This window comes from Algoriphagus formosus, assembly GCF_002807035.1.
GTDB lineage: Bacteria > Bacteroidota > Bacteroidia > Cytophagales > Cyclobacteriaceae > Algoriphagus > Algoriphagus formosus.
This window is the reverse complement of sequence record NZ_NIUC01000002.1, coordinates 622,099-644,459: the sequence shown is the minus strand read 5'-3', so window position 1 is coordinate 644,459 and position 22,361 is coordinate 622,099. Positions and strand designations below refer to the sequence as shown.

The window sequence follows — 22,361 nt, the reverse complement described above, 5'->3', positions numbered from 1 at the left end:
TGAGAGTAGGAAATTAATGATTTGGAGAAGAATATGGAAAATCAAGCGGGTCCGGATAGAGAAAATCAAAGCCCATTTCTAGAATTTTTTCGCCTGAAATGATTCGCTGATCATTTTCTTTCTCAGGTGCATAGCTGAGTGGAGGCGCTATGCCTAACTCTCGAGCGTTCTTTTCATAGATTTCCTTGCGTCGCGGATGCTTTGGAGCCACACCGTTGATTGTTTCTCCCCATAATTCATTTTCGATGACATAGGCAATCAGGCGAGCTGCATCCAGTCGGTAGATGAAGTTTACCCCGGTATGGCCTGTTACGTTTTCCTTTCCTGAGAAATATTTCCCCGGGATTCGATCATCACCCAAAAGTCCACCAAAGCGGATGATGCTCAACTTTTGACTGAGATTCTCCTGAAGATATTTCTCTGCCTTCCAAAGGTTGGGGTTTCCGGTATTTTCAAGGTTCATAGCATCATTCTCGGTATAGCCGGATTCCTTGTTTTCATCCGGATAGACTCCTGTTGAACTCACATAGACCACCTTTTTGATCGCTGAAGAGGAGAGCAAATCCTTCAAAAACTTTAATTGCTCTAGGTATTTTTCTCCGCCATCATAGCGGCTTCTCGGAGGGATATTGATCACCAGAGTCTCTGATTGGAATAGCTGCTGAAAGCCCACACCTGAGGGATAGGGGTCAAGGGAGAATTGGATGGCATGGATGCCTTCTTTTAGCAGTAGATTGGTTTTTTCGGCTGTGGTCGTGCTACCGCTTACTTGATGGCCTTTTTCCCGAAGGATTTTTGCCAAAGGCAGACCGATCCAACCCAAACCGATAATGGATATTTTTTGCATACGTGAAAATAAAAAAGAGTCTGTCCGAAAAAAATAAAATTCCGTCATCGCGATCTCGACAAGGTCGAGAGAAGCGATCTTAATGTTGATTTATTGAAATCAGGAAAGATTGCTTCACTTCGTTCGCAATGACGGAAGTCTTTTAAAATTGCCTCTTAATTCTAATCTTTTTTCGGGAGGGTGCCCAGAATGTAATCCCAAAGCGGAGTACTTACTCCGAAAGCTACATCCGGATTCTTGTAATGGTGAATGGCATGGTTGACCCAAAGAATCTTCAAGAAGTTTTTGGGTGGGTTGAAGGCATGCACGATGTAGTGTACGCCCAAATAACTAGCATAGCCAAATAAAAATCCTGGAAGGAAATAGAAAGCGAAATTGCCCATGATCAATTTGAAGACCAAATAGAAAATCGCGGCATAGGCAGCACTTACAAAAGGAGGCATCGCCAATCGATCCTTATCTTTCGGGTAGTCGTGATGGACACCGTGGATGGAATATTGCAATTTATCTTTAACAGGCGTATCCGGCTCCATGTGGAAGAAATGCTTGTGCATCATGTATTCCACAAAGGTAAAAGCAATGTATCCTACCAAGAATAAGGCAATGGCCAATGGCCAAGAAATCACCGTGGTGGTAATTCCATAGTAAATTGATATCCCTGCAAAAACAAGGAACATGGTAATGGGGATAGAGATATGGGTTCTTGAAATTCGTTCCAAGATCGGATTCTCAAACATTTTGGCAGAGCCGTTATTATCCGGTCTATCCAGTCTTCCTATCTTTTTCATGGGACTATGGGTTGCAACAGTTGGTCTCATCACTTGCAAAATTAACTAATTATGATTCTAAACCTTATTGATTTTTGTCAGATTTTTCCTATTTGCTTCAATTAGAGAGTTTTTGCCATCGACTTTTCGATGGTTTCTTCATAGTATTTTACATACCGAGGGAGGATATTTGAAATATCAAATTCCTTGGCTCTTGCCAGCGCATTGTCTTTGAAAGTTTGGAGGTTTTGGTCATCCAAGATGATTTTAGCCTTCTCCTTCATGCCTTGAATATCTCCCACTGCACATACAAACCCTGTTTTTCCATCAATGTTTAGTTCGGGAATACCTCCCGCGTCGGAAGTCAAAATCGGTACCTCGCAGGCCATGGCTTCTAGGGCAGCAAGCCCAAAGCTTTCCTTTTCTGAAGGCATTATAAACAAGTCTGATACCGAAAGAACCTCCTCGACAGCATCCAGCTTGCCCAGGAAGCGGATGTCATTGCAGGTGCCCAGTTCCCGACAAAGCCGCTCCATTTTGTCCCGCTCGGGGCCATCTCCTACGAGAAGCAGTTTGGCAGGGATTTCTTTTCGAAGTTCGTAGAAAACCCGAATGACATCTTCTACGCGTTTTACCTTTCGGAAGTTGGAGGTGTGTACCAGTAGCTTCTCACCATCCGGACAGATGGCCAGTTTAAAATGTTCTTTCTTCTGCTTTTTGAATCGCTCAAGATCGATGAAGTTGGGAATCACCTCGATGTCACGCTTGACGCCGAAATAGGCATACGTTTCATCTTTCAAGTCCTGCGAAACTGCCGTCACGCCATCACTGTGATTGATGCTGAATGTCACCACGGGTTCATAACTCGGGTCTTTCCCCACTAGGGTAATGTCCGTACCATGGAGTGTGGTCACGACCGGAATGTGAATTCCTTGTTCGGCGAGGATCATCTTGGCCATGTAGGCCGAGGAGGCGTGCGGGATGGCATAGTGAACGTGGAGAAGATCCAGATTTTCATATTTCACTACGGAGACCATCTTGCTCGCTAGTGCCAATTCGTATGGCGCGTGCTCAAAAAGCGGATAGCTCTTGATGTCAACTTCGTGGTAAAAAAGGTTTTCACTAAAAAAATCCAATCTCGTCGGTTGGCGATAGGTGATAAAATGAACTTCATGACCGACTTTCGCCAGTCCTTTTCCAAGTTCCGTTGCGACCACCCCACTACCACCGAAGGTAGGATAACAAACAATTCCTATTTTCATTTCTCTATTGAGCCAATTAGCTATTCAGCGACTAAAACACGCATAAATGCAAGTTTTGTTCAAAATAAAAGGAATTAATCATATATCCTGATATTCTCTTCACTAATCCTATTTCCTATTGCTTTGATTTCAAGTGTTTTAACTAGGTTTGAGACATGTGCCAGGCTAAGACTTTATTTTTTGGATTTCCATATAGCCTTCCTGTCAAAAGGAAATACATGCTAAAAATCTCCCAATCAGCTATTTTCTTCTGATGGCTTTAAGCGGAAGCTGCCAAATATTCAAAATTTCAGCTGTCGGGGATCTCTAAAAGTAGGACAGGAGAATATGGTTAGAAACCTTCGGGGTTTTGAAAACCCCAAAGGTTAACCCAAATCAGTGTAACCTATTAAGTTTTAACTAGTTTTGTATAAAGCAGTAAAAAGTATTTAGTAAATACTTGCTTTTCTCGTGGGGTGGGCGCTACTTTTAGTTCAAGCTTTCAGCGCTGAGAGCCTTTTAATAAATCGTTTAATTTTAAATTTTATTAAAATGAAAAAAGCAAGAATTGCGTTTATTGCGCTGAGCTTGGGAATGATGGGATTTTTGTATGCTCCTGCCCCGGCTCAAACTACTAATCCACCTGAGGAGGAGGAAGCAACAGATCCAGATGACATTGGGGGAGAAAAGATCAAGTGGTATTATTTTGACTGCCCTTATGATCAGGGTAAATATTGTGAATCAATTGAAAGTTCTCTTTCATGTGGAAAATCTAAGAAAAAACCGATTGGAGCCTGTTAAATTATTATCTAAAATTATTCCATCTCAGCGATTCCGCTGAGATGGCATTTTTGAATTTATGGAAAAATTAGAAGTTGTCCTGAGGTTAAAAATTCGTCTCTTTTCTTTGCTAATTTTTGGGCTTTTTTCCTGTTCAAAGGAGAAAACTGTTCCGATTTCTTTATCACCGGAGGTGGTTTCGAAGAATTTCCATACCGGTAACTCACTAGGCCAATTTTATTTTTTTAATCAAGTGAGAAACGATTCTTTGCTCGTATTTAACGTTTATGATCATGCACTTAATATCATCGATACGCGTGTGGATTCGGTAGTTTCCTCTATTCAGTTTGAATTTAACGGCCCAAATGCTGTGAATGAGATCTCTAGCTTTTATTATCACAATGAAGATTCTATTTTTTTGGCAGAGAATAATCAAGCCATTGTTTTGATCACTAGTAGAGGAGAATTGAAGAGAAGGTATAGTGATTTTGAGAGTAGCTTTGAGACTGTTGAAAGAGAAAAGGTGTATGATAATAGTCCTTCTCTTCGATTTGCTTCACAACTTTTATACAATTCCGAAGAGCATGAAATATTCCTTTATTTTACGAGTTTTAATCAACCTAAGAAGAAAAGGATATTTGCTTCTTATTCACTAAAGACAGGGAAATCCAAATCTATCCCCATATACTATCCTGAGGATTATCTAGGCAAAAAGCTTGACTTAAGTAAACTTTTTTTGACTTCAGCTACGCTCGATGGAAATGGCTTCGCATATATTTTTTCGGGCAGCCCAAGGATTTTTCGATATGATTTTCTTAGTTCCAGTGTCAGTTCTGTAGTGGCAAATCCACCTTGGGAGAAGGTCAAAGCAGATGATATTCCCTTCGGTCCTATGAATACTTCTGAAAAACAGTTATTCATGGCTGAAAATCCTTTTTATTATAAAATTTACTATGACCATTACAGGGACGTTTATTATCGATTGAGTAGTCCTCCTCGGCCAAATTTCAACGAAGCTGATTTTCACTATGTCAATTACAATAGAATATTAGTTTCCGTTTTAGATTCTAATCTTAATCTGATTTCAGATTTTTACTTACCAAAGGAGAATACCTACAATGTTGGGTTTTCTTTTGTTACATCGGAAGGGCTTTGGATTAGCTATAATAGTAAAAACCAAGACGATGAGAATTTTATCAAGGGAGATTTAATCCGAATCAAAGAACTGTACTTGTTATTCTGTTTTCCTGCTTTTCCGAAAGCAGGAAGAGTCTTTGTTCCAAAATGTCAGCTGTCGGGGATCTCTAAAAGCAGGACAGGGGAATATGGTTAGAAACCTTCGGGGTTTCCAAAACCCCAAAGGTTAATTCTAATTAATCGAAAGTTCTGATAAAGGGATAATGATAATGGACAAAGAATAAAATCTTTGCACTTATCCTTTCCCCTTAGCCATTGCCTGATAGATGATATCATGGATATCCGTTCGGATTCCTTCTCTGAGCAATTTTTTGTTTTCGGCATCGGGATAGACCCGGTTGGATAGGAAAATGTAAATCAGCTGATTATCGGGATCTGCCCAGGCACAAGTACCGGTGAATCCCGTATGTCCAAAAGTAGATTTGGGAGCGAGTTTTCCGGCTGAGCCACCTTCTCCCTCCTCGGGTTCAGGTTTGTCCCAGCCCCAGCCGCGACGGCTCTGCGTGGATTGACGGGCAGTAAATGCGCTGACAGTACCGGGTTTCATCAAGCTTACATCCCCGTAGTAGCCTTTATTCAGCATGAGCTGCATCATCACGGCTAGGTCATTGGCTTTGCCAAAAAGCCCTGCATGTCCAGCCACGCCACCATACATGGCAGCCCCCGGGTCATGCACATATCCTTGTACCTGCCTTTTCCGAAAAACCACATCGTTTTCCGTAGGGGCAATGTTGTCCAATGGCATTTTTTCATGCGGCTTAAACGTAAGTGTGTGTAGCCCTAAGGGTTCGTAGAAGTTTTGCTCCAGAAACTCATCCAGGGGCTGATTGACGATGCGCTCTACGACGGCCTGCATAAAGTACATGGTCAGGTCTGAATAGACATAGCGATTTCTTCCAGCCCGCTTGGGTAACAATTCTGACTCGACCGTCCACTTCCAAATGCTGTCCCGAAGGCTTTCTTTGGCATACATGCGATTGGAAATTGGCCGGGTGAATCCCGGACTGGAGCTTTCCTGATAAAACTCTGATTTCCATTGTCCGCTTTCCACGGTCTTGGCATAGTGTGGGATAAAAGCTTTTAGGCCCGCCTCGTGAGCCATGACATCCTTGAGTACCAAATTTGCCTTGTTGGTGCCACGAAGTTCGGGAAGGTAGTCTCCCAAGGTTTTATTCATATCCAGTTCCCCGCGGCTGTTCAAGAACATAACCGCCTGTGTAGTGGCCAAGACCTTGGTAATAGAAGCCAGATCATAAACAGTTTCGGAATTCACCTTCGGACTGTTTCGGTATTCCAATTGCCCGTAAGACCGCTCAAAAATTACTTTTCCATCTTTTACCACCAATACATTTGCTCCGGGAGTAGCCTGGATTTTGATGGCTCGATCGACGACCGAGTCGATCTTATCCAAGGTTTTGCTGTTTAGTCCTACGCTTTCGGGAGTTCCATAGGAAAGCCTATTTAGTCCACTCAGGAAACCTCCTACGCCGTAAGTAAACTGTCCTCCGGTACTGACAGGTAGGATGCCTTGAGCAGGTCTGCCACCAAAGAGAATCTGGGGAACGATGCTTTGGGTCCAGTCCACATTTTCGTAGGCCATCACCAAGTGGTCGATCCCTTCGAAAAACTTACTGGAGTAAGCATTTCCAAACAGCACATTCACGGTTTTTTGCCGCTGCTGAAGCTTTCTGAGCAAAGCTACATCTCCCGGCGCTATTCCAAATGCCCGGCGGGGGCTGTTGGATATTCCCATTACACCTACGACAATGACATCAAAATCCTCCAGTTTTTTGAGCAGATTATAATGCTCGGATTCACTACTGGCTTTTCCGATCTGGAAGTGTTCAAATTTGGCGTATTTGTCAAGCCCCTTCTGGAATTCTTTTCCATCACCCCCTATGGTCAAGCTGGCAAAACGCTTGGTGTCCAATTGCCTGAAAGGAATCAGATCAGCTTTATTGGAAGCCACGGTGATAGCGCTGGCGTAGAGCTTTTCGAGGATCTCATGTGTTTTGGGAGTGACGATTCGCTCCACTAAACGATAAGTATCAATTGGCCGATATTCGTTTAATCCCACCTCATATTTTGACTTGAGGATTTTTTTGATTCTGCGATCAATTTCTGACTGTTCGATTTTTCCTTCGGCCACCGCTTTCTTGATCAGCTCCTTGGCTTTGGGGACATTTTGCGAATAAAGCAATACGTCATTTCCGGCGATTAAGGCTTCTACATCGACTTCTCCCGGGCTGTAGGATTTGGTCACTCCCTGCATATTCAGGGCATCGGTGAAGATCAGCCCTTTGAATTTCATTCGTTCTTGCAAGAGTTCAGTCACAACTTTTTTACTCAAACTGGTAGGCCGATTTCCACTTTCTCCCAAGCTGGGGATATTGAGGTGGGCTACCATGACAGATTTGAGGCCTTCTTTAATGAGCTCCTGATAGGGGTAGAGGTCTACTTCCCAGATTCGGGTTTCGGGATGGCGGATCAGCGGCAGTGCATAGTGGCTGTCAGCTTCGGTATCGCCATGTCCAGGGAAGTGCTTGGCATTGGCAATGATGCCATGGTCCTGCATTCCTTTCATGTAGGCGACGGATTGGCGGGCCACAGCTTGTGGGTTTTCACCAAATGAGCGATAACCGATCACGGGATTATCCGGATTGGAGTTGACATCCACAACCGGGGCAAAATTGATGTGCATGCCTAGTTCCTTAAACTGTCTGGCGATTTCCTCACCCATTTCATAGATCAATTGGGTATCGGGGATTGCCCCCAAGGTCATGGCTTTGGGAAAATCAGGAATGGAGTCGAGTCGCATTCCAATTCCCCACTCAGCGTCCATAGCGATCAAAAGTGGTGTTTTTGCCTTAGCTTGGTAATAATTTGTCAAGCGTGCCTGTCTTTTTGGGCCACCTTGGAAAAAGATCAAACCTCCTAGGTTTTCCTGCTCGACCAAGTTGGCAATCTGATTGACATGATCTTGACCTTGATTGGAATAGGCTGCTACCATAAACAGCTGACCGAGTCGCTGATCCGGGCTCAATGCATTGAACACGGAATCTACCCAATTGGCCATTTCCATATTTTCTATCGCAACAGGGTCCGGCGAATTGCCTGAACTCCAGCTGTTCGACTGGCTGGTCCAAAAAAATGTGAATAAACAGATTAGAACTATTTTCGACAGCAGTTTATGCATTCGAGCTTGATTTTTTATCCTTAATTTTTGAGATAAATTTGTGTCATCACCCTGTAGTTTTAAAAACGAAGAATTCTGAAAATTGCTTCAAACAGGGCTAAATTAAATCCAATTGGACTTAATTAAATTGAAGATACTAAAGTCCAGTCAACATTTGAGCATGGATTTGGGTTTAAATAATATAAATTTGATAGTTGGCAGGTTCGTAATCTGATCTGCCTTTCAAACCTGCTCCCTGAGTCAAAAACTTAACGCATGAAGTTTCCTTCCATCTTTCGTACAGCCAGTCCGAACCGATTTGATATTAAGCCTAGATACTATGATCCAGTCAAGGAGGAATTGGAGCAGCGAACCTCCCGTATCAAAAAAGAATTAGAGGCTGAAGGAAAGCTGGGGGATTTGGACGAGGCCGACCGCTTAAGGCATTATGAGACAGGAATCAGAGGAGCTTTTGCGCATCATCAAGGCATTCGCCCCAGAGCGACTTCTGTACTTGCATCTACGGCCATGCTTCGAACCTTGATTTTTTTAATTCTTGTCGGAGGCTTGGCAGGATATATTTACTTCGGTCCTGTAATTTTTGAGTACTTGCTTTACATCGTTTTGATCATTGCAGTTGGATATTTCTTCTCTAAGCTGAAAAACAAATCCAAACGATGAGTGATTTGATTCAGCTTTTGCCTGATGCCATCGCCAACCAAATTGCTGCCGGTGAAGTGGTGCAGCGGCCAGCGTCTGCCCTAAAGGAGCTATTGGAAAATGCGATCGATGCCGGCGCTTCCAAAATTCAGGTGATTGTCAAAGAAGCAGGAAAGCAATTGATTCAGGTCGTGGATGACGGACGGGGGATGAGTCCTACCGATGCCAGAATGTCCTTTGAGCGACATGCCACCTCCAAGATTCGCAATAGTCAGGACCTGTTTTCTATTCGTACATTCGGATTTAGAGGAGAAGCTTTGGCCTCCATAGCCGCCGTAGCACAGGTAGAACTCAAAACGCGGCAGGAAAGCGAGGAACTAGGGACTTTAATCCAAATAGAGGGCTCAGAAGTCAAAAAACAAGAGCCGATAGCTACCACACCGGGCACTTCCGTGGCAATGAAAAATCTCTTTTTCAATGTCCCCGCCCGAAGAAATTTCCTAAAATCCAATCCTGTCGAGATGCGACATATCGTGGAGGAATTTCAGCGAGTGGCATTGTCCTATCCAGAAATCGCGTTTACGCTGATGCAAAATGATATGGAATTGTTTCGCTTGCATGCCGGCAAACTCAGTCAACGGGTGGTTGGTCTTTTTGGGAAAAATTATCAAAGCCAATTAGTGCCTTGCGAGGAACTGACTCCTCATGTGAACGTCAAAGGATATATCGGAAAACCTGAATCCGCAAAGAAAACCCGTGGTGAGCAGTTCTTTTTCGTCAATAATCGCTATATCAAAAGCTCCTACCTGCATCATGCGGTAAGCACCGCCTTTGAAGGGATGATTCAGACAGATCAGCATCCATTTTACGTGCTTTTCCTGGAGATAGATCCCTCGCATATCGATATCAATGTCCACCCGACCAAGACTGAGATCAAGTTTGACGATGAGCGCACGGTCTATGCCGTGGTTCGGGCAGCGGTGAGACAAGCTTTGGGAGCCCATCACGTCGTGCCGTCCTTGGACTTTTCATTGGATGTCAACTTCAATGATAAGTGGGATCAGGATCCGGAAAATAAAATCAAAGTAGATCAAGAGTACAGCTATAAGACCTTCAATACACCGGAATTTAAAAAGTCCAGTGCTTCAGGTTGGGAAAAATTATTTGAGGGGGATTTTAAGGGAGGGCCAGCAGTCGCCTCACAAAAATCCAATGAGGATGATACGGAAGTATTGACTTTCTCATCCCGGGCCAATCCTGAGAGCGAACCGAGCATTCTCAATTCAAAAGAGATGCTTGAGAATACTGGGACGACCTTTCAAGTCGAGCTAAATTACATCGTAGCCCAGATGTCAACGGGTCTTTTGATCGTGGATCAGCAGGCAGCGCATGAGCGGATTTTGTACGAGCGTTACCTGAAGCAACTCAAATTGGCCCAAGGACCTTCGCAGCAAAGCTTATTTCCTCCCGTGATCGAGCTGAGCCCGAGTGACTTCGAATTGGTGTCAGGCTTACTTCCTGAGTTGCATAGCCTGGGTTTCATGATTTCTGTTTTTGGGAATCAGGCCGTAGTGGTGCAGGGAGTTCCTGCAGATATTCAGGTCAGAAATGAAAAAGAGCTTTTTGAAGGCTTGATCGAGCAATTCAAAAACTTCAAAAACGAATTGTCATTGGATACGCGGGAAAATTTGGCCCGTTCTTTAGCCAGAAAGTCTTCTTTGAAGAGAGGTCAAAAGCTCAATGATCAAGAGATGGAGACCCTCGTTGGGCAGCTATTTGCCTGTCAAAATGCGAATTATGGGCTTTCCGGGAACAAAACCTTTGTAAAATTGGATTTAAGCAGCATCCACTCCTTCTTTGGGAAATAGAATCTTATGTTTAGAAATATCACGCCAGTCGTACAGAATTTACTTTTAATCAACATCGTTCTTTTTTTGGTGAGTGCTTTTGTCTTGCCTCAGTTGAATGAATGGTTTGCCCTTTATTACATCGGTAGTCAGTATTTCAAGCCCTTTCAGTTTTTGACTTACATGTTTATGCATGCCGATTTTTGGCATTTGTTCAGCAATATGTTTGGACTTTTGATCTTTGGACCGCTCTTGGAGCAGTTTCTGGGGCCTAAAAAACTCCTTACGCTTTGGATGATTTGTGGTGTGGGATCGGGAGTTCTGTACTCGGGCTACAATATCTACCGAGTCAACCAACTGGAGAGTAAAGTTGAGACCTTTGTCAATAATCCTGATCCTGAAGTTTTCAATCGGATTGTGCTGGATAATCGAGGATTTTTTCAGCGATCTGTCTTTGATTTTGTAGATGAATACAGCCGAAACCCTGGAGACCCGGCCAAAATCAACCAAGCCAAGCAGACCCTGAATGCGATCATTGATATTCAGTCTAATATTCCGATGGTTGGAGCTTCCGGAGCCTTGTTTGGAATTTTGATTGCCTTCGCCATGTTGTTCCCCAATACGCAGCTATTCTTGCTCTTTCCGCCGATGCCGGTAAAGGCTAAGTATCTGGTACTCTTTTATGGGCTTTATACGATTTACAACGTATTGGTAAATAATCCCCTCGACAACGTGGCGCATTTTGCCCACCTGAGTGGTTTGATTATTGGTGGAGCATTGGTGTATAAGTGGAAAAAAGACCGAAATAGTTTTTATTGATATGTACGGAAATTTTTGGGAAAATCTTAAGAACGCCTTCAAGCATGGAGACAACAGCGTTTACAAGCTGATCGCCATCAATCTCATCGTTTGGGCAGTATTTATGGTATTGCGCGTAGTGATGACCATTGGAGGAATCGGTGATACGTATGGTTCGCTGATTTCCTGGTTTATGATGCCGGCCTCTTTACCCAAATTGGCCATTCAGCCTTGGAGTATTTTTACCTACATGTTTTTGCATGAGGGGATTTTTCACATCCTGTTCAATATGCTATTCCTCTACTGGTTCGGTTTGCTGATCCATCAGTACCTAGGCAGTAGAAAACTCGCAAATCTCTACATTTTAGGTGGTTTGGCAGGTGGTCTTTTCTATTTGTTGATCTATAATTTGGCTCCCTATTTCAGCAATTCTGTTGATTCATCCATGATGCTAGGTGCGAGTGCGGGAGTTTTCGCTATTGTCGTCGGTGCTGCTACTTTGTCACCTAATACCACCTTTTTCCTGATCCTACTCGGACCGGTGAAGATCAAGTACATCGCGATTTTCTACGTGGTGTTATCTTTTGCCAATAGCGCAGGAGCAAATGCCGGTGGAGAACTGGCACATCTCGGTGGAGCCTTGATGGGATTTTTATATGTAACTCAGCTCCGAAAAGGAAATGACTGGGGAGTGCCTATTCAGAAGGTTGGAATTTTCTTCGAAAACCTTTTTGGGTCCAACCGCCCTCGAGTAAAAGTCAGTTTCCGCAAAACGCAAAGCAAAAGTGGTAGCTTCAGTTCCTTTAATAAGTCTGAAAGCAGTAGCAAGACTACTCCGGTAAAAGGTGGCTCAGAGGCTACGCAGGAAGAAATCGACCGAATTCTAGACAAGATTGCTGACAAAGGCTATGATGCCCTGTCAAAGGATGAGAAGAGAAAGTTATTTGAGTTTAGCAAAAAGTAATCAGAGCGGAAAAGCGAATCCAACCCGAAATCCCAATTCCCTTCTGTTTTGACTTTGGAATTTGAATTCGGTACTTAATCCTACCCAATCGACAATTGCAATGTAGGCACCCAAACCCATGTTGGCGCCATTGAATGTCCTTCTAACTCCGGGATCGCCTGGCTGCGTATTTTCCCAATCTTGACTGTATCCTGCCATGAAGTAGAGTTGGGATGGACCTTCAGAAACATAGTAGCGAAGATCAAAACTGAAGTTTGTTCGATTTCCTATGTTGGGAAAATGATAGGTAAAGCTGGGCATCAAGGCAAAGTGCTCCAAGAAAAAATACTCTACACCCCCACCAATTCCAAACTCTTGCCATCGAAGGCCATAAGTTCCAAAAGCATGAACTCGAGCATCTCCTTGCTCCTGTGTCTGGGAGTAGGAGGGCAGTGCCATTAGCAGGCCCAAAAAACAAATCACCAAAGCCTTCTTCATAGTCAGTCGTTTATGCTGAGAAATTAGAGGGCTTTGGTGAAGAAAACAATATTCTTATTCGAAAATTTTTGAGAACAGTCCCATTCGACCGCTTTCATCCATTCCTTCCACGATGATCAGTTGTCGTTTTGCCTGATCGGTATTGTAGTACTCCATGGAGATTTTGCCGGATTCATCCACATTCACCAGCGGATTCCAATAAATGGTGGCCCGTTGATCAGTGAGAGCCGTTTCCATGGATTTTTCAGAGTAATCAGGCTGATAAAACTCCCGGGCAATAGAATAGCCACCGTAGGTCGTGACTAGGGTTCCACCCACACTTGGGGTGAATCCTGCTCCCTGCTTGGTATATACAGCAATTACTCCGTTGGCTCCTTGAGCACCGAAAATGGCCGCTCTCGCAGGATCTTTGAAGACATCCACACTTGCCACATCGCGTGGGCTAATCTGTAGTAGGGTTGCTGCATCAACAGGAATATTATCCAAAAGGAATAGCGGTGTAGTGCCCGAGTTCACCGAACCCACACCTCGGATAGTAACAGCGACATCCAAACCGCTGACGAAAACCTGTACCCCGGAGACCCGACCTTGAATCAATTGAAATACATTGGTAAAGCCAACGGATGAAGGGATCTTGTCAGGAGTGATAGTCACATCACCACTTCCATAGATCTTGCGAACTTCCTCTTCTTCCCGCTCGATGGTTTGTCCTTCTACTGTGACCTCTTCCAAATCCACTAAATCTGGATCTTCATTCATTTGTTTCATCAGATTTCGAGCCTGAAAACTCTCTGCCAATCCCTCAGGCCATTGGATTTCCTTGACATATTCTCCAGTGATTTTTGAGAAAACCGGTTCCGGCCGAATCACCTCGACATCAATAAAGGTTTTTAATCTGTTGTCTTCGGCTGTGATGGTCACCTTGGCAGAGTCCTGATAAACCAAATCCCTAAAAATAAACCGACCGTTGGGCCCGTACTCAGAGGTGACGATTTCGATTCCTTCGCCGACTAGTGCCGTGATTTTTCCTCCAGCCAAACCTTTTCGGGTATCTTCTTGATCGGTGATCTGACCTTCAATATTGATTCCCCGCTCGATGAAATAGTCAACCTTTGGGATTTCCTGTTCCAAAACCTCCTCCCAAGTAAATCGTCTCCAGCCATGCGTCAACATGACCAAATCCATTGCGGCTAAGGTTTCTGGTGAATTGTCCTTGAAGTAATAACCTGGTAAATAAATTTTGCCGGGGAGATCCGAACTCAACAGGAGTTGAGATGCAATCGTACCGTAAATATCACGCTCGTCTTCTACTTGATCAGCATCCAGAACAGCTACCGAAAAGGTACCAGGTTGGACCTTTCCATTTAATGAATTTTGAAGCTCTAAGCTGAGTTTTTCTCGAGGTTGAATTGACCCTTTCATACTCAGGCTAAGATCAAGGTAGTCCTCGGGATGGATAAATATAAGTCGTTCTAAAAGTGGTTTTCCAGTAGCATCCAAAATACTGATCTGATTGATGCCTGCGATCAGATTTTCTTTAGGGATTCGTACACCCCAAACGCCATTGGTGAGGCCACCTTGAATCATGTAATTCACAATCCCACGAGTCTGACTCACCAAAAGCAGTCCCTCTGCCGGGATATTGCCTTGCACAAATGCCGTCACGTAGCTTGCTTCAGGATTATTTACTACCTGAAGCACCATGCCATTTTCAAGTGGCTCCGGCAGGGAAATAGTTCTACTTTCTTGTGTTTTGGGATCTGTTAATACAGCCTGATACTCCTTTTTGGTAGGGGTTAATTCAAATTTTCCCAAACCGGCAAAATTGCTTTCAAAAGCTACTTCCTCTCCTGAAATCTCTCCCTCGAGTTGATAGGGTTCGCCATTAGGTGCCACAGCCCGAAAGGCTATGGTTGACTTTTTCCCAATCAGCCAATTACCGCCTTCAGGGAGGAATTGAATGTCAGCCAGACTTAAGCTGTATGGCAGTCCTAGTTTTTTGCTAACAGGATAGTTTTCATTTTCCATGAAAATCAATTCAGCATGGAGGCTTTCGTAGGGCTTTTCAGGAATAGAAAAAGAGAAAGAAGCCTGTCCGTCGGCATTGAGAAGTAAGTCTTGCTTGTACAGCTGCTCTCCGGACCCGAAAATCAGAAGCTCGACTGATTCAGAAGAAAGGGGGTTCCCCTTGTCGTTGATCGCAGTCAACTCCGATTGATAGCTTACCTTTCCTCCTGCGGTGGTGATTTGCTTGATTTCAAGGTTTGGAAGAAAACTCCCCGCATCTCCATCAATGACCTGAAGGCTTGTGTTGAAGAAAAACTCTTCTCCAAAATTCCGCATCCAAGCAGTGTAGGCTTTGACTTGATAGGTTCCTGCCTTTCCAAATCGAGGCAAAGAAAAATCCCCTTTTCCGCGTCCATTTTCCAATTGGACGATGCGTTGCTCCAGTAATAAACCATCCCCGTCAAAAAGGTCCACATAAAGCGTGGCACTGAGAGGGGATAGAATCTGCGAGCTTCCAGCTACCAAATAGGCACTGAACCACACATCCTCTCCAAGTGTGTAGGTGTGTTTGTCAAAATGCAAGTGAGCCTTTTCAGGTGGACTTTCCTTTTGGTAAGTATCAAAAAAGGATTGGATTTGACTTGGTAGTCCTTCTTGCGCAAAGCCTAGGTGGCCAAAAGAAAAAAGAATAATGGCCCCAATAATTATTTTTCGCATAAAAAGAGTTGGTTTAGTACTATCTGTATTTTGACGAAAAGAAAACCTTTTGGTTTAATCTTAAGAGATCGTAATAAAACTAAATAATCAGCAAATTTAAAAGTGAAAAAATCTTAATTATTGGATTAGGTCTGCCACTTCATTTTTGTTGGCTAGTTGTCCGCAAGCAGCATCGATGTCCTGACCTCTTGATTTGCGTACTTTTGCTACAATACCATTTTGCTCTAAGATGCGGACATAGAGATCCACGGCTTCCTGCTTTGCCTGTCGGAATTCACCCTCATCGATGGGATTGTATTGGATAATATTGACTTTGGATGGGATGATCTTACAAAACTTGGCCAAAGCCCTCGCATGTCGCTCATCATCATTGATGCCTTCCCAGATGACATATTCGTAGGTGACTTTTCGCTTAGTTTTTTGGTACCAATATTTTAAGGCTTCCGCCAGATCTTCCAATGGGCTGGAATCATTGATCGGCATCAGTCGGGAGCGCGTTTCATTGATGGCGGAGTGTAGAGAGATAGCCAAGTTGAACCTGACTTCATCATCTGCCAATTTCTTGATCATTTTGGGGATGCCTACGGTCGAGAGGGTAATCCGTCTCGGTGCCATTCCCAAGCCTTCCGGAGCGGTGATTTTTTCGATGGCAGAAAGTACATTGTTGTAGTTCAGCAAAGGCTCTCCCATTCCCATAAATACAATATTGGTCAATGGACGCTGAAAGTAGGTTTCTGCTTCATCCTTGATAGCCACGACTTGATCGTAGATTTCATCGGGATTCAGATTTCGCATTCGCTTGAGTCGGGCAGTAGCGCAGAAGTTGCAATCCAGGCTACAGCCGACCTGGGAAGAAACACAGGCTGTAATCCGCTTGGAAGTAGGGATCAAAACAGACTCGACGATTTTATTATCGTAGAGTTTGACGGCATTTTTGATCGTGCCATCCTGGGAGTGCTGCATGAGATCGACCAAGATGTGATTGATTTCAAAATGCTTTTTGAGCATCTCACGAGTAGCGAGGGAAATATTGGTCATTTCGTCGAAGTTTTTCAGCGACTTGTTCCAAAGCCACTCATAGACTTGCTTTGCCCGAAACTTCTTATCTCCCACAGATAGGAAAAACTCTTCTAGCTCCTCTAAGCTCAGTTTTCGTATGTCCCTTTTTTGGATCTCTTCCATGCTGCAAAGGTACGGATTTGATTGGTTAGATTTTTCTTTTCTAAAAAGCTGAAAATAAAGCCTTCAAATCTTTCGAAAATGATTTATTTATCTGCCTAGTTTTTAACTTTGATCTCTCAGACCAAAAGTCCTTCCAGTTTTGAAAATACAAATCATCAACGGACCCAATCTCAATCTCCTGGGAAAGCGCGAGCCTGAAGTTTACGGCAGCACATCCTTCGAGGAATATTTCGAGGAGCTGAAAAAGCAATTTCCTCAAATCGATCTACATTACTTTCAGAGCAATGTGGAGGGGGAGTTGATCAATAAAATTCATGAAGTGGGCTTTGATTTTGATGCCATTTTGCTCAATGCAGGTGGCTACACCCATACCTCGGTGGCCATCTCCGATGCTATTGCCGGAGTGACTACTCCCGTGCTGGAAGTTCATATCTCCAATATTTACAAGCGGGAGGAGTTTCGTCATAAAAGTATCATCTCCCAGGCCTGTGTCGGAATGATTTCTGGATTGGGCCTGAAGGGCTACGAATTGGGCATCCGCTATTTTCTATAAATTCTCTTACCTATGCTTACCTTCTCTGCAGGACCTTCCAAGGTTTACGATTCCATGCCTCAATATTTACAGGATGCTTATGAAGCGGGGATCCTGAGTGCCAATCACCGGAGCGCAGCTTTCATGAATCTCTACCGGGAAGTTCATCAGCTATTCTGTGAAAAGCTTCACATGCCTGAAGATTATTCTTTGCTATTTACATCCTCAGCAACCGAAAACTGGGAAATCATCACGCAGTCCATCGTAGAATCTGCGAGCTATCATATTTATTCGGGATCTTTTGGGAAGAAGTGGATCAACTTTGCGCAGCATATCAATCCCGAAACAGAAGGGCTAAAAATCGAGGCTGATCAGGCAATCGATGTGGCTAATTTGAATATAGCGGAGAAGTTTGACCTGATTGCGATCACCCAAAATGAAACCTCCAATGCGACGCAAGTTCCGATGGAAGTCTTGGAGGAAATTCGAGATAAATATCCCGAAAAGCTTATAGCAGTAGATACGACCTCCAGTATGGGGGGAATAGCTTTGAATTTTAGTCTGGGGGACATTTGGTACGCTTCCGTTCAAAAATGCTTCGGAATGCCGGCTGGTCTGGGAGTATTAATCTTGTCTCCCCGAGCCGTGGAGCAGACGGAGCGAAAGGGTGAAAAAGGTCGATACAACAGCCTGAATTTCATGCTGGAAAATGCCCGCTCATTCCAAACGCATTACACACCCAATGTCTTGGGAATCTACTTGCTGAAGCGGGTTTTACAGGATATCCCTGAAATCCAGCATATTTCCAGTAGACTCAATGATCGCATGCACCAGCTCGAGCAGTGCATCATTCAGACATCAAGCTTGCGTTTGTTGGTTCCCAATTCCGAAACTAGAAGTAAGACGGTTTTGGGTGTGACGGGTACAGAGAGCCTGATCAGTGAAGTAAAAAAGGCAGCGGAAGAAGCGGGGATGCAATTGGGAAGTGGCTATGGTCCACTGAAGCCCACTTCTTTTCGGATCGCTAATTTTCCCGCGATTACGGATGAGGAAATGGACAAGCTGATGAGTTTCTTGAAAAATTATTAAATCTTTAATATTTTCCTGAATGAATTTTGAGGGAATTCCAAATAGGTCATCGGAAGTAAAGAAATGGGAACGAATTTTATTCTTCCCTGTTCTTCCGCTACTAGCTTTCTCTATAGCGCTAGGATGGAACGTTTTGTTATTGATCCTATTTGGCTATGCTATTTTGACCCAAAGATTCATCTATAATCTTTATAGTAAGGAAGGAAGGGGAAAGGAATTCCTAGTGCGGATGAGCGTTCCTTTTCTTGCTGCCTTGGTGATTCTAGCGTTTTTTGGATTTGAGTACTTTTTCAAGAACTGATTCTTCGTTTATAATTGGATGAACCCAAGTTTTCCGTCTGAGTAATTATTTCATAATCTGTTCTTCTTTCTTTTCCGGCAAAGAAATGTCTACTTTTGCGGCATGATTGACCTCAAGCAAATTCTGTCGGTTTCATTGATCCTCTTTTCGGTGATAGATATACTCGGATCTATACCGATCATCATCAATTTGCGTAAAAAAGCCGGACATATTCAGTCCGAAAAAGCTACCCTTGCAGCGGGTGTTTTGATGATTCTTTTTCTTCTGGGAGGAAAAACCATCTTATCCCTCTTTGGAATCGGGGTGGAGGACTTTGCCATCGCCGGAGCTTTGATCATTTTTGCTCTAGGAGCTGAGATGATTTTGGGAATTGAGCTTTTCAAGCCTGATCCAGAGGCTTCCACAGGAGCATCGATTGTTCCTATTGCCTTCCCTTTGATTGCCGGTGCTGGTACTTTGACCACTATCTTGACTTTGAAGGCCGAGTTTGATCAGGTAAATATCGCGATCGGGATTGTCCTGAATTTGATCTTGGTCTATGTGGTATTGAAAAGTACCTCTTGGCTGGAGCGGAAACTTGGAAAAACAGGTCTGGATGTGCTCCGAAGGATTTTTGGGATCATCTTGCTTTCGATCGCAGTGAAAATTTTCAAGAGCAATGCCTTCCCCATGGAAATTGTCTAACAGGGCAAATTCCCTTTCTTTACATCATGATTACCATTTACACAGATGGAGCTGCCAAAGGCAATCCGGGTCCCGGTGGCTATGGCGCAGTTCTGAAGTTTAATAAGCACCGAAAAGAGCTTTCCGAAGGGTTTCGCCTGACTACCAACAATCGCATGGAGCTTTTGGCAGTGATCCGAGCTTTGCAAGAGTTAAAGCTTACGGGAATTCCCGTGACGATCTACTCAGATAGCAAGTATGTCGTGGATGCTGTCGAAAAAGGTTGGCTTTGGGGATGGCAGAAAAAGGGCTTTAAGGACAAAAAGAACCCCGACCTATGGCTTCGGTACATTCCACTTCATCTGAAGTATAAGCCCAAGTTTGTTTGGGTGAAAGGGCATGCCGGAAATATCGAGAATGAGCGCTGCGATCAGCTAGCGGTAGAAGCAGCAGAAGGTCCTAGTCTCAAAGTAGATGAGGGGTATGAGTCAAACGCCAAGTAGTGCTTTAAGTCAGATACTTCTTTTGGAATTCCTTAACGGGAAGTATTCGAATTACTTTCCCTTCCATTGAAAGGCTGTCCTCTTGATCCAGGGTAAGGATAAAACCCTCTTTCAGGTCAAAGAAATTCATCGCCTCAAAAAGGCCTTCTATTTCTCGATTTTTGTTTTCTGAATGGATTTTCTCAGAAACTTGTATGGCCCACTTGCAGGTTTTGTCCTCAAAAACTACAAAGTCACATTCTTTCTTTTCTCTGAAATAAAACAACTGATAGCTTGTTTTTCGAAGCATTAAATAAACTAAATTTTCCAATAGTCTTCCCTGATCCTTTGAAAAGCTCAGTGAATTTGCCCGAGCAAATCCGGTGTCTATGCAATAGACTTTCTTTGGATTTTTGGATATGCTTTTGGCAGACCAACTGAAGCGTGGTAGGAAAAATAGAAGATAGGCATCTCCTAGCCAGTTTAGGTAATCAGAGACGGTATTGGCTGATCCGATTTCAAATGTCTTTTTGATACCATTATAGCTGATTTCTTTTCCCACATTGGATATCAGGTACAAGGTGACATCTAAGAGTGTTTTGGTGTTTTTGATGCCATAGCGAATCGCAATATCTCGGAAAACGATGTCCTTAAGCAAATTTTGAAGGATTTCAGGATTTCTGTCTCGGAGATACTCAGGAAAGCCCCCCAAGTCCAAGTAATTTTGAAAGTTTTCTACACTATCTTCCCAAGCATTATATTCTAAAAACTCAGAGTAGGAAAAGGGGAATATTTCATAGGCTAAGTATCTTCCAGTGAGTCGGGTGCCAAGTTCCCGGCTGAGAAGCGAAGCATTGGATCCAGTGATGAAGACTTTTTGCCCGCGATCATGCAATTGACGAACATAAACTTCCCAACCTTTTACATTTTGGATTTCATCAAAAAAATAAGGAGCGCCACTCGATTCTAAGATTTCATCCAATTTGGAGAAATCATCAACTGTAAAATCAAATATCCGAGGATCTTCAAAGTTCAAATAGGAGAAGTTTGGAGCAAATTCATCTATGAGTTGTCGCATTAGCGAACTTTTCCCAGATCTTCTTATTCCGGTGATTACTTCTATCTGCCGACTTCCCTGCTTGATTTTGCTTTTTGCCTCTCTTCGAGTGAGTGGTAATTTTTGGTCAAACAGCTTTTTTTGCCGATTAACTGCTAGTTCTATTTCTTCTTTGAGTAGCATAATTCTACCAATTTTATTACTCAAAGGTAAGAGTTTATTTTTGTAATATAAAAAAGTTTATACTGTAAAAATAAACCTTTGTGTTTTGACAATATAAACTCCACGCCTATAAGTCTTCCATCGTCACTAGCGGGATGTCTTTTCGATTGACTTCTTTTAGAGCTTGATACTCAGCTTGTGGATATACCCATCCTTCATCAGTCAATTCGTAAAGAAGAGGCGCTAAATTTTGTACAGCTGCCTTACAGCCTTGCACGATTGCACCCATTTTTCCGGTTTGCTTGGATAGGACTGCCTCATTTTCTATTTCAAAAGGTCCTGAAAAGCCTTTTTCCTTCAATACATTTACAAAAGCTCTCCAGTCCAGATGATCCCCTAAGCCAAATCCAGGTAAGGTAGCCTCGTAGTGATGCCGGTCCCAAGGATTGGTGCTGGATGGGATTCCGGCCTTTTTGGCCCAATCTTCAGGAATCTGATGCATGGGATACATATTACCCCAGAAAGGATCAGGATTGTTGCGTGTGGATTTGACATGGATACGCTTCAGGCGACTCATATCCGTATTTTTGATCACTTCCACGGGGTCTGTGTGCTGCCAGATATCGTGGGAAGGGTCGTAGATTTCACCATGATTCTTGGCAGGAATCAATTCATACATGAGTTTACGTGCTGCTAGTACCCCAGGCAGGTTGTTGTAAGTACTAAACTGAGCCGAGCTTCGCCAACCCTCCATCGGGCAGTTTTCATATAATATACTGACGCCCAGATTCGCGGCATACTTGATGATGGGTTCAAAAATCCGCTGGTATTCCAGTAGGTTTTTTTCGAAGCCTCCTTCCTGATTTCCCAATTCGTGATTGTAGCCAACGAAGGTTCCGACTTTCACATCATTTTCATCTCCTCCTAGAAGGTAGGCCATTCGGATGAGTCGGAGTAAATGGTTTTGATTTTTGACACGCTGAATGGGATCTCCACCGATCAAATTTTCAAAGGCTCCGATCGAAAGACGAAGAGAAGCTTGGTTGAATTGCTCAATAATCCGATGAGCATCTTCGGGCCCAAAACTTTCATAATCCAAATGGGTAGCGACAAAATCATCCCGTGTGCCATCCCTCCGGAAGACACAAAGGTCCAAGCCCTGTATGCCAATTTCATTTGCTTTGGTGATAGTTTGTTCCAAATTCAGCTGGTCAAAAGCTGAAGTCATGATCCAAATCGGATTAGCCATTTGTAAATAGGTTTTTTGGGTAAAAAAATTAAGGTTGTTTCAAAAGGATTCCGTCATTGCGATCCGCCGTGGCGGAGAAGCAATCTACCCAGATTTTATCCTAATCAATATAAAGATCGCTTCTCCCGACCCTGTCGGGATCGCGATGACGTGACCTCATATTTATG

19 protein-coding genes are annotated in these 22,361 nt (G+C 43.5%); 10 read left to right on the top strand and 9 right to left on the bottom strand.

Going from position 1 to position 22,361, the window contains the following annotated elements; translation table 11 throughout:
* Nucleotides 1-13: 13 nt before the first annotated feature.
* The 3 genes from CDH51_RS08915 to bshA form a co-directional block, all read right to left on the bottom strand.
* On the bottom strand, nt 14-847 hold the full coding sequence (locus tag CDH51_RS08915) for an NAD(P)-binding domain-containing protein (RefSeq protein ID WP_100628283.1): 834 nt from the start codon (nt 845-847) through the stop codon (nt 14-16).
* 161 nt (nt 848-1,008) lie between these two features.
* Nucleotides 1,009-1,635, bottom strand: coding sequence for a sterol desaturase family protein (locus CDH51_RS08910; RefSeq protein ID WP_100629387.1), 627 nt, complete (start codon nt 1,633-1,635; stop codon nt 1,009-1,011).
* Nucleotides 1,636-1,736: 101 nt separating this feature from the next.
* Nucleotides 1,737-2,876: an N-acetyl-alpha-D-glucosaminyl L-malate synthase BshA gene (bshA, locus tag CDH51_RS08905; RefSeq protein ID WP_100628282.1), complete on the bottom strand. Its 1,140-nt coding sequence runs from the start codon at nt 2,874-2,876 to the stop codon at nt 1,737-1,739.
* A gap of 531 nt (nt 2,877-3,407) precedes the next feature.
* On the opposite strand from bshA, the gene CDH51_RS08900 reads away from it, so the two are divergent.
* Together CDH51_RS08900 and CDH51_RS08895 are read left to right on the top strand one after the other, a co-directional pair.
* A complete protein-coding gene (locus CDH51_RS08900) occupies nt 3,408-3,656 on the top strand; it encodes a hypothetical protein (RefSeq protein WP_100628281.1) in 249 nt (82 codons plus the stop codon).
* A 58-nt stretch (nt 3,657-3,714) separates the two neighbouring features.
* Nucleotides 3,715-4,968 (top strand): DUF4221 family protein, encoded by a 1,254-nt coding sequence (locus tag CDH51_RS08895; protein WP_100628280.1) that lies wholly within the window; start codon nt 3,715-3,717, stop codon nt 4,966-4,968.
* A gap of 99 nt (nt 4,969-5,067) precedes the next feature.
* On the opposite strand, the gene CDH51_RS08890 is transcribed toward CDH51_RS08895, so the two are convergent.
* Nucleotides 5,068-7,908, bottom strand: a complete 2,841-nt coding sequence (locus tag CDH51_RS08890) for a glycoside hydrolase family 3 N-terminal domain-containing protein (RefSeq protein ID WP_317045932.1) — start codon at nt 7,906-7,908, stop codon at nt 5,068-5,070.
* A 375-nt stretch (nt 7,909-8,283) separates the two neighbouring features.
* Here CDH51_RS08890 and CDH51_RS08885 point away from each other — a divergent pair, with 375 nt between their 5' ends.
* From CDH51_RS08885 to CDH51_RS08870, 4 genes are read left to right on the top strand one after another with little or no spacing between them, the layout of a single operon-like run.
* The gene (locus CDH51_RS08885) at nt 8,284-8,688 is read left to right on the top strand and encodes a hypothetical protein (RefSeq protein ID WP_026945170.1); all 405 of its coding nucleotides are present in this window, start codon (nt 8,284-8,286) and stop codon (nt 8,686-8,688) included.
* Complete coding sequence (gene mutL, locus CDH51_RS08880; protein ID WP_100628278.1) at nt 8,685-10,535, top strand: DNA mismatch repair endonuclease MutL; 1,851 nt, start codon at nt 8,685-8,687, stop codon at nt 10,533-10,535. Before CDH51_RS08885 ends, mutL begins: the two co-directional genes overlap by 4 nt.
* 6 nt (nt 10,536-10,541) lie before the next feature.
* Nucleotides 10,542-11,333, top strand: a complete 792-nt coding sequence (locus tag CDH51_RS08875) for a rhomboid family intramembrane serine protease (RefSeq protein WP_100628277.1) — start codon at nt 10,542-10,544, stop codon at nt 11,331-11,333.
* 1 nt (nt 11,334) lies between these two features.
* Nucleotides 11,335-12,276, top strand: coding sequence for a rhomboid family protein (locus CDH51_RS08870; RefSeq protein ID WP_100628276.1), 942 nt, complete (start codon nt 11,335-11,337; stop codon nt 12,274-12,276).
* On the opposite strand, the gene CDH51_RS08865 is transcribed toward CDH51_RS08870, so the two are convergent.
* From CDH51_RS08865 to rlmN, 3 genes are all read right to left on the bottom strand, one after another.
* Complete coding sequence (locus CDH51_RS08865) at nt 12,277-12,753, bottom strand: porin family protein (protein WP_198514291.1); 477 nt, start codon at nt 12,751-12,753, stop codon at nt 12,277-12,279. It lies immediately after the preceding gene.
* A gap of 54 nt (nt 12,754-12,807) precedes the next feature.
* The gene (locus CDH51_RS08860) at nt 12,808-15,477 is read right to left on the bottom strand and encodes a TonB-dependent receptor plug domain-containing protein (protein WP_100628275.1); all 2,670 of its coding nucleotides are present in this window, start codon (nt 15,475-15,477) and stop codon (nt 12,808-12,810) included.
* Between the two features lie 117 nt (nt 15,478-15,594).
* Nucleotides 15,595-16,659 carry a 23S rRNA (adenine(2503)-C(2))-methyltransferase RlmN gene (gene rlmN, locus CDH51_RS08855; protein ID WP_026945176.1) on the bottom strand — a complete coding sequence of 355 codons (1,065 nt, stop codon included), beginning with the start codon at nt 16,657-16,659 and terminating at the stop codon, nt 15,595-15,597.
* 139 nt (nt 16,660-16,798) lie between these two features.
* Between rlmN and aroQ the strand changes: the two genes are divergently transcribed.
* From aroQ to rnhA, 4 genes are all read left to right on the top strand, one after another.
* Nucleotides 16,799-17,212 carry a type II 3-dehydroquinate dehydratase gene (gene aroQ / locus CDH51_RS08850; RefSeq protein WP_100628274.1) on the top strand — a complete coding sequence of 138 codons (414 nt, stop codon included), beginning with the start codon at nt 16,799-16,801 and terminating at the stop codon, nt 17,210-17,212.
* Nucleotides 17,213-17,224: 12 nt separating this feature from the next.
* Entirely contained in the window at nt 17,225-18,280 is a 1,056-nt protein-coding gene (locus tag CDH51_RS08845; protein ID WP_100628273.1) for an aminotransferase class V-fold PLP-dependent enzyme, read from the top strand.
* A 403-nt stretch (nt 18,281-18,683) separates the two neighbouring features.
* Nucleotides 18,684-19,265, top strand: a complete 582-nt coding sequence (locus CDH51_RS08835) for a MarC family protein (RefSeq protein WP_026945180.1) — start codon at nt 18,684-18,686, stop codon at nt 19,263-19,265.
* 26 nt (nt 19,266-19,291) lie between these two features.
* Nucleotides 19,292-19,747, top strand: coding sequence for a ribonuclease HI (gene rnhA / locus CDH51_RS08830; RefSeq protein ID WP_100628271.1), 456 nt, complete (start codon nt 19,292-19,294; stop codon nt 19,745-19,747).
* 4 nt (nt 19,748-19,751) lie between these two features.
* Here the strand turns inward: rnhA and CDH51_RS08825 are convergent, their stop codons facing one another.
* Nucleotides 19,752-20,966 carry an ATP-binding protein gene (locus CDH51_RS08825; protein WP_100628270.1) on the bottom strand — a complete coding sequence of 405 codons (1,215 nt, stop codon included), beginning with the start codon at nt 20,964-20,966 and terminating at the stop codon, nt 19,752-19,754.
* 106 nt (nt 20,967-21,072) lie between these two features.
* On the bottom strand, nt 21,073-22,194 hold the full coding sequence (locus CDH51_RS08820) for a sugar phosphate isomerase/epimerase family protein (protein ID WP_100628269.1): 1,122 nt from the start codon (nt 22,192-22,194) through the stop codon (nt 21,073-21,075).
* Nucleotides 22,195-22,361 lie beyond the last annotated feature (167 nt).